The 13,307-nt window shown below is 63.0% G+C and carries 20 protein-coding genes; all 20 read right to left on the minus strand.

The window, feature by feature from the left end:
• Positions 1 to 540, minus strand: a complete 540-nt coding sequence (rplF, locus tag AC1AXT_RS04700; protein ID WP_476541726.1) for a 50S ribosomal protein L6 — start codon at positions 538 to 540, stop codon at positions 1 to 3.
• Positions 541 to 557: 17 nt separating this feature from the next.
• On the minus strand, positions 558 to 956 hold the full coding sequence (gene rpsH, locus AC1AXT_RS04705; RefSeq protein ID WP_476541724.1) for a 30S ribosomal protein S8: 399 nt from the start codon (positions 954 to 956) through the stop codon (positions 558 to 560).
• Positions 957 to 1,088: 132 nt separating this feature from the next.
• Positions 1,089 to 1,274: a type Z 30S ribosomal protein S14 gene (locus AC1AXT_RS04710; protein ID WP_476541723.1), complete on the minus strand. Its 186-nt coding sequence runs from the start codon at positions 1,272 to 1,274 to the stop codon at positions 1,089 to 1,091.
• A gap of 1 nt (position 1,275) precedes the next feature.
• Positions 1,276 to 1,848, minus strand: coding sequence for a 50S ribosomal protein L5 (gene rplE, locus AC1AXT_RS04715; protein WP_476541722.1), 573 nt, complete (start codon positions 1,846 to 1,848; stop codon positions 1,276 to 1,278).
• Entirely contained in the window at positions 1,845 to 2,180 is a 336-nt protein-coding gene (gene rplX / locus AC1AXT_RS04720) for a 50S ribosomal protein L24 (RefSeq protein WP_476541721.1), read from the minus strand. Before rplX ends, rplE begins: the two co-directional genes overlap by 4 nt.
• 2 nt (positions 2,181 to 2,182) lie before the next feature.
• Positions 2,183 to 2,551 (minus strand): 50S ribosomal protein L14, encoded by a 369-nt coding sequence (gene rplN, locus AC1AXT_RS04725; protein WP_476541720.1) that lies wholly within the window; start codon positions 2,549 to 2,551, stop codon positions 2,183 to 2,185.
• A 92-nt stretch (positions 2,552 to 2,643) separates the two neighbouring features.
• Positions 2,644 to 2,904 (minus strand): 30S ribosomal protein S17, encoded by a 261-nt coding sequence (gene rpsQ / locus AC1AXT_RS04730; RefSeq protein ID WP_476541718.1) that lies wholly within the window; start codon positions 2,902 to 2,904, stop codon positions 2,644 to 2,646.
• Positions 2,904 to 3,161, minus strand: a complete 258-nt coding sequence (gene rpmC, locus AC1AXT_RS04735; RefSeq protein WP_476541716.1) for a 50S ribosomal protein L29 — start codon at positions 3,159 to 3,161, stop codon at positions 2,904 to 2,906. The genes rpsQ and rpmC overlap by 1 nt, the downstream gene beginning before the upstream one ends.
• Positions 3,161 to 3,580 carry a 50S ribosomal protein L16 gene (rplP, locus tag AC1AXT_RS04740; protein WP_476541714.1) on the minus strand — a complete coding sequence of 140 codons (420 nt, stop codon included), beginning with the start codon at positions 3,578 to 3,580 and terminating at the stop codon, positions 3,161 to 3,163. The genes rpmC and rplP overlap by 1 nt, the downstream gene beginning before the upstream one ends.
• An 8-nt stretch (positions 3,581 to 3,588) precedes the next feature.
• Positions 3,589 to 4,407, minus strand: a complete 819-nt coding sequence (gene rpsC / locus AC1AXT_RS04745; RefSeq protein WP_476541712.1) for a 30S ribosomal protein S3 — start codon at positions 4,405 to 4,407, stop codon at positions 3,589 to 3,591.
• Positions 4,408 to 4,409: 2 nt separating this feature from the next.
• On the minus strand, positions 4,410 to 4,769 hold the full coding sequence (gene rplV / locus AC1AXT_RS04750) for a 50S ribosomal protein L22 (protein ID WP_476541710.1): 360 nt from the start codon (positions 4,767 to 4,769) through the stop codon (positions 4,410 to 4,412).
• A 17-nt stretch (positions 4,770 to 4,786) separates the two neighbouring features.
• Positions 4,787 to 5,065: a 30S ribosomal protein S19 gene (rpsS, locus tag AC1AXT_RS04755; protein ID WP_006295273.1), complete on the minus strand. Its 279-nt coding sequence runs from the start codon at positions 5,063 to 5,065 to the stop codon at positions 4,787 to 4,789.
• 15 nt (positions 5,066 to 5,080) lie between these two features.
• Positions 5,081 to 5,911 carry a 50S ribosomal protein L2 gene (gene rplB, locus AC1AXT_RS04760; protein WP_476541708.1) on the minus strand — a complete coding sequence of 277 codons (831 nt, stop codon included), beginning with the start codon at positions 5,909 to 5,911 and terminating at the stop codon, positions 5,081 to 5,083.
• Positions 5,912 to 5,946: 35 nt separating this feature from the next.
• The gene (rplW, locus tag AC1AXT_RS04765; RefSeq protein WP_476541707.1) at positions 5,947 to 6,243 is read right to left on the minus strand and encodes a 50S ribosomal protein L23; all 297 of its coding nucleotides are present in this window, start codon (positions 6,241 to 6,243) and stop codon (positions 5,947 to 5,949) included.
• A gap of 5 nt (positions 6,244 to 6,248) precedes the next feature.
• Positions 6,249 to 6,908: a 50S ribosomal protein L4 gene (rplD, locus tag AC1AXT_RS04770; protein WP_476541705.1), complete on the minus strand. Its 660-nt coding sequence runs from the start codon at positions 6,906 to 6,908 to the stop codon at positions 6,249 to 6,251.
• A 5-nt stretch (positions 6,909 to 6,913) separates the two neighbouring features.
• Entirely contained in the window at positions 6,914 to 7,564 is a 651-nt protein-coding gene (gene rplC / locus AC1AXT_RS04775) for a 50S ribosomal protein L3 (RefSeq protein ID WP_476541704.1), read from the minus strand.
• Positions 7,565 to 7,581: 17 nt separating this feature from the next.
• A complete protein-coding gene (gene rpsJ, locus AC1AXT_RS04780; RefSeq protein WP_004268570.1) occupies positions 7,582 to 7,890 on the minus strand; it encodes a 30S ribosomal protein S10 in 309 nt (102 codons plus the stop codon).
• Between the two features lie 384 nt (positions 7,891 to 8,274).
• A complete protein-coding gene (locus AC1AXT_RS04785) occupies positions 8,275 to 9,192 on the minus strand; it encodes a YwiC-like family protein (RefSeq protein ID WP_476541702.1) in 918 nt (305 codons plus the stop codon).
• Between the two features lie 481 nt (positions 9,193 to 9,673).
• A complete protein-coding gene (locus AC1AXT_RS04790) occupies positions 9,674 to 10,009 on the minus strand; it encodes a helix-turn-helix domain-containing protein (RefSeq protein WP_476541700.1) in 336 nt (111 codons plus the stop codon).
• A 500-nt stretch (positions 10,010 to 10,509) separates the two neighbouring features.
• Complete coding sequence (gene adhE / locus AC1AXT_RS04795; protein ID WP_476541698.1) at positions 10,510 to 13,263, minus strand: bifunctional acetaldehyde-CoA/alcohol dehydrogenase; 2,754 nt, start codon at positions 13,261 to 13,263, stop codon at positions 10,510 to 10,512.
• Positions 13,264 to 13,307: the final 44 nt, after the last annotated feature.

Genomic DNA, 13,307 nt, shown 5'->3' on the forward strand with positions numbered 1-13,307 from the left:
TCACTTACCAGCCTTTCCAGCCTTGCGGCGGATCGTCTCATCCGAATACTTGATGCCCTTGCCCTTGTAGGGTTCCGGAGCGCGCAGCTTGCGGATGTTGGCAGCGGCCTGGCCGACGGCCTGCTTGTCGATGCCCTTGACGATCACCTGGTTCGGGTTCGGCAGTTCGAAGGTGATGCCCTCCGGCGGTTCCACGGTGATGGTGTGGGAGTAGCCGAGCGAGAACTCGATGCCCTTGCCCTTCATCTGGGCGCGGTAACCGGTGCCGACGATGTCGAGGCTCTTCGCGTAGCCTTCCGACACGCCCTTCACGATGGAAGCGACGATGGAGCGCGCGAGGCCGTGCTTGGCACGGATCGGACGCGTATCGTTCTCCGGCGTGAGGATGATTTCATTGCCTTCGACCTTCGCGGTGATGCCTTCGGGGATAACGAAGGAATCGGTGCCCTTGGGGCCCTTCGCCGAGAAGTCCTGGCCGTTGATCGTGACTTCCACGCCTGCCGGAATGGCGACAGGGAGCTTACCAATATGCGATGCCATGATTCAGCTCTCCTTTCTCACCACACGAAGGCGACGATTTCGCCACCGATGCCACGGTCAAGGCATTCCTTCTGCGTCATCAGGCCCGACGAAGTCGAGATGATGGCGATGCCGAGGCCGCCGAGCGGCATCGGCAGGGCGTCGGACTTTGCGTAGCGACGCAGGCCCGGCTTGGAAATGCGCTTGATGCCCTGAATGGAACGCTCGCCGTGGGGGCCGTACTTGAGAGTGATCTCGAGGGTCTGGCCGACCTTGGCTTCCTTAGCGGTGAAGTCCTTGATGTAGCCTTCGCGCTTGAGGATTTCGGCGATGTTCTTCTTGAACTTGGAGTACGGCATATCCACGGTTTCGTGCTTTGCCGCGCTCGCATTACGCAGACGCGTAAGCATGTCTGCGATCGGATCTGTCATTGTCATTATGGGCTAACGCCCTTTCTCGCCGCGGTTTCCGCCGTCCTGTCCCGTTCGGCGGGGGTTGCGTTGGTTTTTTAACCAAGATTTTTCCCCGCACCGGCCGGGTTCAGGACCGCGGACCTTCAGCGTCGATATTTACCAACTGGACTTAGTAACGCCTGGCAGTTCGCCGCGGTGCGCCTTCTCGCGAAGGCAGATACGGCACAGACCGAACTTGCGATAGACGGAGTGGGGACGGCCGCACACCTGGCAGCGCGTGTAGGCGCGCACCTTGAACTTAGGCTTGCGGTTCGCCTTGACCCTAAGACATGTTTTCGCCATTTCAGTTCTCCTTGAACGGGAAGCCGAGGTGCTTGAGCAGTGCGTAGGCTTCCTTATCACTCTTGGTGCTGGTCACCACGGTGATGTCCATACCGCGCTGGTGGTCGATCGAATCGGGATCGATCTCATGGAACATGGACTGTTCGGTCAAACCGAAGTTGTAGTTGCCCTGGCCGTCGAACTGGTTGCCGTTGATGCCGCGGAAATCGCGGATGCGCGGCAGCGCCAGCGTCAGGAGGCGGTCGAGGAACTCCCACATGCGGTCGCCACGCAGGGTGACGAACGCACCGATGGCCTGGCCTTCACGAAGGTGGAACTGAGCCACGGACTTCTTGGCCTTGGTGACCTTCGGCTTCTGGCCGGTGATGGCGGTCAGGTCGCGGACAGCACCTTCGATGAGCTTGGAATCGCGGGCAGCGGCGCCGACGCCCATGGAGACGACGACCTTCTGCACGCGAGCAACCTGCATCGGGTTCTCGTAGTTGAATTCCTTTTCGAGCTCCGGAACGATGACTTCCTGGTACTGAGCCTTGAGGCGCGGGGTTTCGGGCGCTTCAACGATGGTATCGCTCATGCCAGCTCCTTTCCGGACTTCTTGGTCACGCGCACGCGCACGGTCTTCACCTTGCCGTCGCGGGCCTCTTCCTTTTCGACGATGCGCACGCGGGTCGGCTTGCCGGTCTCCGGGTCCACGATCATCACGTTGGAGCGATGGATCGGGGCTTCCACGGACACGATGCCGGACTGCTGGCCCTGCTGGGTCGCGCGCACGTGCTTCTTGACCATCTGGACGCCTTCGACGATCAGGCGGTCGTTCTTGAGCACGCGAAGGACCTTGCCTTCCTTGCCGCGATCCTTGCCGCGGATGACCACGACCTGGTCGCCGCTCTTGATCTTGGCTACCATAATCAGATCACCTCCGGGGCGAGGGACACGATGCGCATGAAGCGCTTGTCGCGCAGTTCACGCCCAACGGGTCCGAAGATACGAGTGCCCTTCGGTTCACGGCCGGAGCCGAGAATAACGGCGGCGTTCTCGTCGAACTTGATGTAGGAACCGTCGGCACGACGGTGTTCCTTGACAGTGCGGACGACGACGGCCTTGACCACGTCGCCCTTCTTGACCGACCCGCCAGGGATTGCGTCCTTGACGGAGGCGACGATCACGTCGCCGATGCCGGCATAGCGTCGCTTCGATCCGCCGAGCACGCGGATGGTCAGGAGTTCCTTCGCACCCGTGTTGTCGGCGACATGAAGCCGCGTTTCCTGCTGAATCATTGATTCTCCTTAGCCGAGCTGGTTCTCCCCATTCACCGGCCGCCACGCACGGATGCATGGCGGCCGGTGAAAGCGGAGCCTTGCCGAACTTGTTACTTAGCGCGCTCGATGATGCTTTCGAGACGCCAACGCTTGGTCTTGCTCAGTGGACGAGTCTCCATGATACTCACGAGGTCTCCCACGTGGGCATCGTTGTTTTCGTCATGGGCCTTGACCGTGCGAGTCGTACGAACGACCTTGCCATACAGCGGGTGGGTCGAACGCTGTTCCAGTTCCACGGAAATGGTCTTGTCCATCTTATCGGACACCACGTAACCGCGGCGAACCTTGCGGGAATTGCGCTCTTCAGCCATTACTTCTCCTCAGCTTTCGTTTCCGTGGCCTCGGGTTCCTGGCTGATGCCGAGCTCGCGTTCGCGCAGGACGGTGTACATCCTCGCGATGTCGTGCTTGACAGCCTTGAGGCGAGCAGTGTTGTCGAGCTGGCCGGTCGCGTGCTGGAAGCGCAGGTTGAACAGCTCTTCCTTGGACTTCTTGAGGAAGCCCTCGATCTCCGCGTTGGTCTTCTCGTTCAGATTCTTGATGGAATATTCCGGGGTACCGACTGCCATCAGATGTCACCACCTTCACGTGCAATAACGCGGCACTTCATCGGGAGCTTGTCGATAGCGCGGCGCAGGGCCTCGCGAGCGACGTCCTCAGAAACGCCACCGATTTCGAACATCACGCGGCCAGGATGCACGTTGGCGATCCAGAACTCCGGAGCGCCCTTGCCGGAACCCATTCGGGCGCCGAGCGGGTGCTTGGTGAGCGGACGATCCGGGAAGATCGTGATCCACACACGGCCGCCACGCTTGATGTAACGGGTCATGGCGATACGGGCCGCTTCGATCTGGCGGTTCGTGACGTAGGCCGGAGCCAGCGCCTGGATGCCGAAATCGCCGAATGCGATCTCGTTGCCGCCCTTGGACATGCCGTGGCGGTCAGGGCGATGCTGCTTACGATATTTGGTCCTCTTTGGGATAAGCATCTTTCAGCTCACTCCTTCGTTTCCGTTGCAGCCGGGGCTTCAGTGGCGGCGGCTTCGGCCTTCGGGGCCTCGGCTGCTGCGTTCTGATGCTGGCGGGCGGAGCGGTTGCCACCGCGACGCTGGCGGCGATCGCCGCGGCGTCCCGGACGGCCAGCGCCCTGCTGAGCCTGCTGCTCTTCGAATTCACGCTCGGTCATGTCGCCCTTGTAGATCCACACCTTCACGCCGATGCGGCCGTAGGTGGTCTTGGCCTCGAAGAAGCCGTAATCAATCAGAGCGCGGAGGGTCTGCAGCGGAACGCGGCCCTCGCGGTAGAACTCGGAACGGCTCATTTCGGCGCCGCCAAGACGGCCCGAGAGCTTGATGCGGATACCCTTGGCACCGGCGCGCATGGCGTCCTGCTGGGCCTTGCGCATCGCGCGGCGGAACGTCACGCGGTTCGTCAGCTGCTCAGCGATGCCCTGGGCGACAAGCTGCGCGTCCAGAGCCGGGTTCTTCACTTCGAAGATGTTCAGCTGGACCTGCTTGCCGGTGAGCTTCTCGAGCTTGGCGCGAACGCGCTCGGCTTCGGCGCCGCGGCGGCCGATGACGATGCCCGGACGGGCCGTGTGGATGTCCACGCGGACGCGGTCGCGGGTGCGCTCGATGATGATGCGGGACACGCCCGCACGCTCGAGGTCCTTGCTCATGGCCTTGCGGATGGCGTCGTCTTCGAGGACGAAGTCGCGGTAGCGTTCGCCGACCTTGTTCGAGTCGGAGAACCACTTCGAGCGGTGGTCTTCGGTGACGCCCAGGCGGTAGCCCAAAGGATTAATCTTCTGACCCATCTTTAGCGGGCTCCTTCCTTGCTAGCGACGACGACCGTGATGTGGGAGGTGCGCTTGTTGATACGAGCGGCACGGCCCTGGGCGCGGGCGCGGAAACGCTTGAGCGTCACGCCTTCGTCCACGTAGGTCTCCTTGACATAGAGGTCGTTCTCGCGGAACGGCTCGCCTTCCTTGTCGGCCTTGAAGCGAGCGTTGGCGATGGCGCTCTCAAGGACCTTGAGCACCGGTTCGGATGCGTCCTGCGGAGCGAACTTGAGGATGGTGATGGCTTCAGTCACATTCTTGCCTCGGACGAGGTCGACCATGCGGCGAGCCTTGCGCGGCGTCACGCGGACGTGACGAGCGATTGCTTTAGCTTCCATAAAGTCTTTACTCTCCTTTAGCGACGCGACTTCTTGTCGTCCTTGACGTGACCCTTGAAGGTCTTCGTCGGGGCGAACTCGCCGAGCTTGTGGCCGACCATCGCTTCGGTAACGAACACCGGCACATGCTTGCGGCCATCGTGAACAGCGAAGGTATGCCCGATGAAATCAGGGGTGATCATCGAACGGCGCGACCACGTCTTGATGACGTTGTGCGTGCCCTTCTCATTCTGCTCGTCGACTTTCTTCTGCAGGTGGGCGTCGACGAAGGGGCCCTTCTTGATGCTACGAGTCATCTATTCGACACTCCCTTACTTGCGGTTCTTGCCATTCGGACGACGACGAACAATGTACTTGTTCGAAGCCTTCTTCGGACGGCGGGTACGAACCTCGCCCTTGCCCCACGGGGAAACCGGCGGCTTGCCACCGCGGGTACGACCGCCGTGCGGGTGATCGACAGGGTTCATGGACTCGCCGCGGGTGATCGGGCGCTTGCCCATCCAGCGCGCACGGCCGGCCTTGCCCAGCTGGATGTTGGCGTGGTCGGAGTTGCCGACTTCGCCAACGGTCGCGCGGCAGGCAGCGAGCACGTTGCGGATTTCGCCGGACGGCATGCGCAGCTGCGCATAGTCGCCGTCCTTCGCCACGAGCTGCACTGCGGCGCCGGCAGAACGGGCGATCTTGGCGCCGCCCAGCGGGCGGAGCTCAATGGCGTGGACGATCGTACCGGTCGGGATGTTCTTCAGCGGCAGGTTGTTGCCCGGCTTGATATCGGCCGTCGGGCCGGTCTCGATGCGGTCGCCCTGCTTGATGCCTTCCGGAGCGATGATGTAGCGCTTCTCGCCGTCTGCGTAGTGCAGGAGGGCGATGCGGGCGGAGCGGTTCGGATCGTATTCGATCTCGGCGACCTTCGCCGGCACGCCGTCCTTGTCCCAACGCTTGAAGTCGATGAGACGGTACTGGCGCTTGTGGCCGCCACCGCGGTGACGGGACGTGATGCGGCCGTACGAGTTGCGGCCGCCAGTCTTGCTCTTCTTGCGTACCAGCGACTTTTCAGGGGTGCGGCGCGTCAGGTCGGAGAAGTCCGAAACGGACGCGTTGCGACGGCCCGGAGTCGTCGGCTTATAAACGCGGATAGCCATAATCTAGTTCTTCCTTAACTTTTCTCGGCTAACCTTCAGTTGCCGAAGATGTCGATCGACTGGCCCTCTGCCACCGTCACGATGGCGCGCTTCTCGTTGTTGCGCTGGCCGAAGCCGGTGCGCGTACGGGTGCGCTTGCCCTTGCGGTTGAGGGTGTTGACGTTCGTCACCTTCACCTTGAAGATCTCCTCAATAGCCTGCTTGATCTGCACCTTGTTCGCATCGGGCGCCACCACGAAGGTGTACTGGCCCATGTCGGACAGGGCGTAGCTCTTTTCGGAGACTACCGGCTTGAGGATGATGTCATATGCTGGCTTGTGGATTGCGACCATGGAAATCAGGCCTCCTTAGCTGCCGGCGCCTTCGCCTCGAGGAACGCTTCGTAGCCTTCCTTGGTGAAGACGATGTACTGCGCCGTAATGACGTCGTACGTGTTGAGCTGGTCAGCGAAGATCGGGTGCACGTACGGAAGGTTGCGCACCGAGAGCCATTCGTTGACGTTGTCACGCGAGAACACGACGGTCGTGAACTTCTCGCCCACGATCGGGTTCAGGGCAGCCACAGCGGCCTTGGTCGACGGCTCGGAAACGGCGAAGTCGATCACGGCAATGCGGCCGTTGTTAGCGCGGTCGGAGAGGGCGTAGCGCAGGGCAGCGGCCTTCATCTTCTTGGGGGTGCGCTGCGAGTAGTCGCGCGGAACCGGGCCGTGCACGACGCCGCCGTGGTACCACTGCGGTGCGCGGATCGAGCCCTGGCGGGCGCGGCCGGTGCCCTTCTGCTTCCACGGCTTGCGGCCGCCGCCGGAGACCTTCGCGCGGTTCTTGACCGCGTGGGTGCCCTGGCGCGCAGCAGCGAGCTGGGCCGTAACGACCTGGTGGATCAGCGGGACGTGGGCCTGCACTTCTTCGGCGGTGAAGCCGAAGACCTCGGACGGAGCCTCGATGGTGCCGGCTTCCTGGCCCTTGTTATCGGTGACGTTCAGGGTAACGTTTGCCATCTAGATCAGGCTCCCTTCACTGCCGAACGAACGAGAACGATGCCGTTCTTCGGGCCCGGAACGGCGCCCTTGACGGCGATGATGCCGTTCTCCACATCGGAGGAAACGATGGTGAGGTTCAGCACGGTCTTGTTATCGTGGCCCATGCGGCCAGCCATGCGCTTGCCCTTGAGAATGCGGCTCGGAGTCGCGCACGCGCCGACGGAGCCGGGGCGGCGTTCGTTCTTGTGCGAGCCGTGCGTACGGCGGTAGGACTTGAAGCCCCAGCGCTTGATGGTGCCGGCGAAGCCCTTGCCCTTGGTCGTGCCGGTCACGTCGACCTGCACGCCTTCCGGGAAGAGCTCGGCGGTCAGTTCCTGGCCCGGCTGGTAGTCGGCGGCATCCTCGGTGCGCACCTCGGCGAGGTGGCGGCGAGGGGTGACGCCGGCCTTGGCGAAGTGGCCAGCCAGCGGCTTGGAGACCTTCGTCGGGTCGACCTGGCCATAGCCGAGCTGGACGGCGTCGTATCCGTCGCTTTCCTCGGTCTTGATGGCGGTCACCACGTTGGTGGAAACATCGATCAGGGTAACGGGAACGAAGAAGCCGTTCTCATCCCACACCTGCGACATGCCGAGCTTCTTGCCCAGCAGAGCTTTGCGCTTAATGTTCTGAACCATGCGGTCTTCCTCCTCCCTTACAGCTTGATCTCGATGTTGACGTCTGCGGGCAGATCAATATGCATCAGGGAGTCCACAGCCTTGGGGGTGGGGTCCACGATATCGATGAGACGCTTGTGGGTACGCATCTCGAAATGCTCGCGAGAATCCTTGTACTTGTGAGGAGAACGGATAACGCAGTACACGTTCTTCTCGGTCGGGAGCGGAACCGGGCCAACCACAGTTGCACCCGCGTTCGTCACCGTTTCGACGATCTTCTTCGCCGATTGGTCGATGACCTCATGGTCATAGGACTTAAGCCTGATGCGGATTTTCTGTCCCGCCATTGCCTTCCGCCCTTTCTAGCGATTCGTTTTCTATTTACCAACCTGAATAAAGGGCACCGGCGGGAGGCACGGGGGCGCACGGCACCCCACGCTTCACACATCAGTGCGCACCCATGCAAAGACCCACGGAACGTGGGTCGGTCGCTGGCGCGCTCGCTTTTTCAATTCCAATTTGCGAGCCTTCAAACAGGCAACTGTTTTATTTAACCATCAGGGGTCGCCTGACGCACCAATCCGGGCGTGTCGGCGCAAAACGAGCGTCCGCGGACCCCAATCTTGTTGAAAATGGCGGCGTTTGCCGGGCATCGAACGTTCCGGCACGCAATAAAGCCAACCGATGGCGACGCGGAAATCTTCCGTAAGAGGAAAAACGTTACGATATCGTCACGATTGCCACAGCGCCCACACAATCAGCACCCAGCCGATGACAGCGCTGACCGCTTCGAGCACGCCGGCGACGATCGGGCGGGCGTTGCGGCGGATCGCCATCGGCGGCGCAACCGTCGCCTTCGCCGCCAGCAGCAGCCCCAGGATCCCCAGCGTCGGCGACACCAGGAACCCGGCGAACGCAGCCAGCACGCACCAGCCGATCGAGGCGCCGTAGTACGCCGGCTCGCCACGGTGGCGGATCATCGTCTTGACGAACAGCACCGACGCGAACTGCATACAGGCGAACGCGGCCGCCGCCAGCAGCCCGACGGAACTGATGGCGTACGCCGGCCACAGGTTCACGCCGAAATCAGCCGTCGCCGCTACGTTGGCCGCGCCCGTGCCGGTGCTGGCGATATGCCGCACCGCCCAGCGTTCGGCTTCGGGGACGCCGTCCGAGAACGAGTAGACTACCGCGGCCATGCTGCTGGCGGCGAGCACCTGCGCCGCGTTCGACCACAGGCTGCGTTCGCGGCGCAGGTACGCGCCGAGCATTGCCACCGCCGCCAGCACGGTGAACCACACCGCCCAGCGCAGCACGCCGGGGCATAGCGCGACAAACGGGATGCCGGCGGCGGCCAGCACGGCGCAGTAGGCCACGAACGGCGCAAGCCAGGTGCGCTTGAACCGGGATTTGAACCAGCGCGCCCCGGTATACTCCACGCAGTAGCACAGCGCCCACAGCGCCGTCAGCCACGCGGCCCACCAGCCGCCGCGCCCCAGCGCCAGCCCCGCCAGCGCCGGCGACATCGCCATCACCCATCCCCCCGGCTCGTTCGAAGTCCACCGCCGCAAAGACTTCCGCCGCTTCGCCGCCGCCTGCGACGCGGCTCGGCTGCCAGAGGATTCCCGTGTCACGCTACGTTCAACCATGTTCCCCACCTTACGAGATTGCCCGCGCCCCCGCCAGCGTTCCTTCCCGAGCAAAGAAAAAGGGGCGCGGCCGCCCCTAAAGAAAAACGGCGGCCAGCGCCCCTTGGCAGGGAATGCACGCCAGCGCCGAAAACGGCGCCTTAACTGCGGCTCACCTGCCCGGGAAGAAGAAGCCGGCGCAATCCAACGCTCCCATACATAGATATATAGGTGCGGGCGCACTCAGACGCTTCTTCCACGGATGCGTTGCCGGACCCGCAGGCCCAGCGCTCAACCAGAATCCACTATAGTACGGTCTCTTCCCGCCCGTTCCCCCGTTTCCCGCAACGGAAAAAGCCGCCGATGCCACCGCAGCGACAGAACGGGATTTCACGACCTATGCCACTTTTTGGTATCAAAAAGTGTATTCCTATGCCACTTTTTGATACCAAAAAGTGGCATAGGTCACCGAATCTGAGCGCTGGAAGAGAATGTACAAGGCCTAGGAGGCCGACTTTTTCAGCTGTTGCCTTCTGGCTCGTCGGGTAGCGGCCTTGACGTCCTCCAGCGTGCGGTAATAGGGCGTGGCGAACAAGGCGGAAAAATCGCCCTCGCAGCCCAGCGCAAACGCGATGTTGATCAGCGACTGCAATGAGATCTCGTGCTGCTGCTCAAACCTGCGCAACGACCCTAGGCTCATTCCGGCCCGTTTAGCCAGCTGTGCCTGCGTCCATCGGTGTTCCTTGCGGCGTTCCTTCACCCGCTGCGCCAGCTGCGCCGCCACCTCCCCCGGCATCGGCTGGTTCAGCAGCGCCGAGAAATCCGCGGTATCGTTCATGCTTTTCCTTTCGCGCTTTCCCTTGCTCCCCTACCCTAACGTTGAACAGGACGCCCGGCAGCGCGTACGGCATCCTGCATGAACGCCATGGTCTCCTTGCGCTGCACTTTTCAAAATACCCACATATTAGCAAAAATAGCCTTTCTTGGCCTTTTTTGCGCAAATTTTGGTAGTTGACGATCGGTCTTTCCTAGATTTGCTCCCGCGCTGCTGACGCTGACGGCACCAGCAGAGGGGGCCGGATAGACAGCTCTGGTTGCGGATAGCAGAAGGGCCCGCACCATAAGGTGCGGGCCCTGGGCGCGAACCGGCGTGCCGCCGATTCGCTTGACCACCCCTCGCTTCGCGCTTTGCCTTCGGCTCGCGCTCAGCGGTCCCCGAACAAGGCCGCAAACGCTTTCGCGCTTGCATATTTCAGCGGCCGGTGCTAGCGGGGACGGCGTCCATGAGAGTCATCTCACTCCTCATGGATGTGTCCGGCAGCGGGGACGGCAGAGGGGCTAGAGGCGCTCGGAGGCTTCGGCAGTGGCGGCAGCGCCTTCGCGCTCGACGCGCAGGCGGTGGCCTTCAGCCTGCGGGACGCCGTAGTAGGCGGCGATGGCGATGTCCTTCATGTCCTCGATCTGCGGGATGCGCGGGTTCGCCGGGGAGCACTGGTCCTCGTAGGCGCGCATGCCGATCTGGTCGAGGATCGACCAGAAGTAGTCCTCGTCGACGCCGCATTCCTGGAAGCTCTTGTTCATGCCGAGCTTATTGTCGCGGTAGTCCTCGACGGCGCTCGCCAGGTTCTCGACGGTGTCCTCCGGGGTCTTGCCGACCTTGACGCCCAGCACCTTGGCGATCTCCTCGTAGCGTTCCGGCGCGATGTACTTGTTGTACTTCGGCCAGCTCGTCGGCTCTTCCGGCACCTGGCCGTTGTAGCGGATGACGTACGGCAGGAGGATGGAGTTCGTGCGGCCGTGGGCGATGTGGCACAGCGCGCCGATGGTGTGGGCCATCGAGTGGCACATGCCGAGGAACGCGGAGCCGAACGCCATGCCGGCCATCGTGGCGGCGTTGTGCATGTGCTCCTGCGCCTTCGTCTTGGCTTCGCCGGGCTCGCCGTTGACCGATTCGGCCAGGTTGTCCCAGATCAGCTTCGCGGCATGCAGCGCCATCGAGTCGGTGAAGTCGTTCGCGTACACCGACGCATACGCCTCGAACGAGTGCGTCAGGGCGTCGAAGCCGGCGTCGGAGGCCAGGCGGCGCGGCTGCGTACGGGCGAGCACCGGGTCGACGATGGCCACGGACGGGGTCAGCGCGTAGTCGGTGATCGGGTACTTGTAGCCGGTCTTATGGTCGGTGATGACGGCGAACGGCGTCACTTCGGAGCCGGTGCCCGACGAGGTCGGGATGCACACGAGCTTCGCCTTCTCGCCCAGCGGCGGGATCTTGAACGCGCGCTTGCGGATGTCGAAGAACTTCTCGCGCACGTCGGAGAACGAGATTTCCGGGTGCTCGTACAGCAGCCACATGATCTTCGCGGCGTCCATCGGCGAGCCGCCGCCGACGGCGATGATCGTATCGGGCTGGAACTCGTCGCGCATCATGGCGGCGCCGCGCTCGACGGTCTCGACGCTCGGCTCCGGCTCGACGTAGTCGACGATGCGGAACGTCACGCGGTTGTTGCGGGCGCGCAGCTGGTCGATGACCTTGTCGACGACGCCGAGCTGCTCCATCACCTTGTCGCACACGATGACGGCGCGCTCGATGCCGTACATGTCGCGCAGGTACTTGATGGCGTTCGGCTCGAAGTACGTCTTGGACGGAATCTTGAACCACTGCATGTTGTTGTTCCTCCGAGCGATTCGCTTGATGTTGAGCAGGTTGACGGCCTGGACGTTGCCGGACACCGAGTTGCCGCCATAGGAGCCGCAGCCCAGCGTCAGCGACGGCGCGATGGCGTTGTAGATGTCGCCGATGCCGCCCAGCGAGCTCGGGGAGTTCCAGATGATGCGGCACGCGTGCATGCGCTGGCCGTACTCGCGCACCAGGGCCTCGTCGTTCGTGTGGATGGCGGCGGTGTGGCCGGCGCCATGCTTGAGCATTTCCTCGCACATCTCGAAGGCCTGCTCCTTGTTGTCCGACTTGAGGACGGCCTGTACCGGGGCGAGCTTCTCCATCGTCAGCGGCTCGTTCTCGCCGACCTCGGAGCACTCGGCGGCCAGGATGGTGGCGTCTTCGGGGATTTCGAAGCCGGCGGCCTTGGCGATGTACTGCGGGGACTTGCCCGGCACCACCGAGTTGAGCTTCGGGGTCTGGCCGGAGAACGCGGTGCAGCCGAACATGTACTGCTCGAGCTTGGCCTTCTCCTCGTCGTTGACGAAGTAGGCCTTGCGGCGCTTGAGTTCCTTGACGAGCGGCTCGTACACGTCCTTGTCGGCGATGACGGCCTGCTCGGTGGCGCAGATCATGCCGTAGTCGAAGTGCTTCGACAGGATCAGGTCGTTGGCGGTGCGCTGGATGTCGACGTTCTTGTCGATGTAGGCCGGGGCGTTGCCCGCGCCGACGCCGAGGGCCGGCTTGCCGGACGAGTACGCGGCCTTGACCATGCCCGGGCCGCCGGTCGCCAGGATCGTGGCGATGCCGTCGTGCTCCATGAGGGCGCCGGTCGCCTCGATCGACGGGTGCTCGATCCACTGGATGCAGTTCTCCGGGGCGCCGGCCTCGATGGCGGCGTCGCGCACGATCTTCGCGGCGGCGACGGACGACTTCTGCGCGCCCGGGTGGAAGCCGAAGATGATCGGACAGCGGGTCTTGAGCGCGATCAGGCTCTTGAAGATGGCGGTGGACGTCGGGTTGGTCACCGGGGTGACGCCGGCGACGACGCCGACCGGTTCGGCGATTTCGTCGATGCCCAGCACGTCGTCTTCGCGGATGATGCCGACGGTCTTCTGGCCGGCCATGTAGTTGGTGACGTGCTCGCACGCGAAGATGTTCTTCGTGGCCTTGTCCTCCACGAGGCCGCGGCCGGTTTCCTCAACGGCCATCTTCGCCAGCACCAGGTGCTTGTTCAGGGCGGCGATGGAAGCCTTCGCGACGATGCGGTCGACCATTTCCTGGTCCAGCTTCTCGAACTCCTTGAGGGCTTCGAGGCCCTTCGCCACGAGAGCGTCGACCTCGGCCTGCGCCTGGGCCTTCTTCTCTTCGGGGGTGGGAGCGACGGCCTTGGCCTCTTCGGCCTTCACGGCATCGTCCTTCTTCGCTTCTGCCATTAATCCTCCTCGACTTAACTCACTATGGGGTTAGGCACACCGAC

The sequence above is a fragment of the Bifidobacterium sp. LH_450 genome (assembly GCF_056356715.1).

What these genes read in the sequence shown, in the direction of transcription:
- rpsC (WP_476541712.1), bottom strand. Translation starts at nt 4,407, where the DNA reads ATGGGTCAGAAGATTAATCCTTTGGGCTACCGCCTGGGCGTCACCGAA.
- rpsQ (WP_476541718.1), bottom strand. Translation starts at nt 2,904, where the DNA reads ATGGCTGAAGAGCGCAATTCCCGCAAGGTTCGCCGCGGTTACGTGGTG.
- rplV (WP_476541710.1), bottom strand. Translation starts at nt 4,769, where the DNA reads ATGGAAGCTAAAGCAATCGCTCGTCACGTCCGCGTGACGCCGCGCAAG.
- rplD (WP_476541705.1), bottom strand. Translation starts at nt 6,908, where the DNA reads ATGGCAAACGTTACCCTGAACGTCACCGATAACAAGGGCCAGGAAGCC.
- rplW (WP_476541707.1), bottom strand. Translation starts at nt 6,243, where the DNA reads ATGGTCGCAATCCACAAGCCAGCATATGACATCATCCTCAAGCCGGTA.
- rplF (WP_476541726.1), bottom strand. Translation starts at nt 540, where the DNA reads ATGGCATCGCATATTGGTAAGCTCCCTGTCGCCATTCCGGCAGGCGTG.
- rplB (WP_476541708.1), bottom strand. Translation starts at nt 5,911, where the DNA reads ATGGCTATCCGCGTTTATAAGCCGACGACTCCGGGCCGTCGCAACGCG.
- AC1AXT_RS04710 (WP_476541723.1), bottom strand. Translation starts at nt 1,274, where the DNA reads ATGGCGAAAACATGTCTTAGGGTCAAGGCGAACCGCAAGCCTAAGTTC.
- rplP (WP_476541714.1), bottom strand. Translation starts at nt 3,580, where the DNA reads ATGCTTATCCCAAAGAGGACCAAATATCGTAAGCAGCATCGCCCTGAC.
- rpsH (WP_476541724.1), bottom strand. Translation starts at nt 956, where the DNA reads ATGACAATGACAGATCCGATCGCAGACATGCTTACGCGTCTGCGTAAT.
- adhE (WP_476541698.1), bottom strand. Translation starts at nt 13,263, where the DNA reads ATGGCAGAAGCGAAGAAGGACGATGCCGTGAAGGCCGAAGAGGCCAAG.
- rplN (WP_476541720.1), bottom strand. Translation starts at nt 2,551, where the DNA reads ATGATTCAGCAGGAAACGCGGCTTCATGTCGCCGACAACACGGGTGCG.
- AC1AXT_RS04785 (WP_476541702.1), bottom strand. Translation starts at nt 9,192, where the DNA reads ATGGTTGAACGTAGCGTGACACGGGAATCCTCTGGCAGCCGAGCCGCG.
- rpmC (WP_476541716.1), bottom strand. Translation starts at nt 3,161, where the DNA reads ATGGCAGTCGGTACCCCGGAATATTCCATCAAGAATCTGAACGAGAAG.
- rplX (WP_476541721.1), bottom strand. Translation starts at nt 2,180, where the DNA reads ATGGTAGCCAAGATCAAGAGCGGCGACCAGGTCGTGGTCATCCGCGGC.
- rpsS (WP_006295273.1), bottom strand. Translation starts at nt 5,065, where the DNA reads ATGACTCGTAGCATCAAGAAGGGCCCCTTCGTCGACGCCCACCTGCAG.
- rplC (WP_476541704.1), bottom strand. Translation starts at nt 7,564, where the DNA reads ATGGTTCAGAACATTAAGCGCAAAGCTCTGCTGGGCAAGAAGCTCGGC.
- rplE (WP_476541722.1), bottom strand. Translation starts at nt 1,848, where the DNA reads ATGAGCGATACCATCGTTGAAGCGCCCGAAACCCCGCGCCTCAAGGCT.
- AC1AXT_RS04790 (WP_476541700.1), bottom strand. Translation starts at nt 10,009, where the DNA reads ATGAACGATACCGCGGATTTCTCGGCGCTGCTGAACCAGCCGATGCCG.
- rpsJ (WP_004268570.1), bottom strand. Translation starts at nt 7,890, where the DNA reads ATGGCGGGACAGAAAATCCGCATCAGGCTTAAGTCCTATGACCATGAG.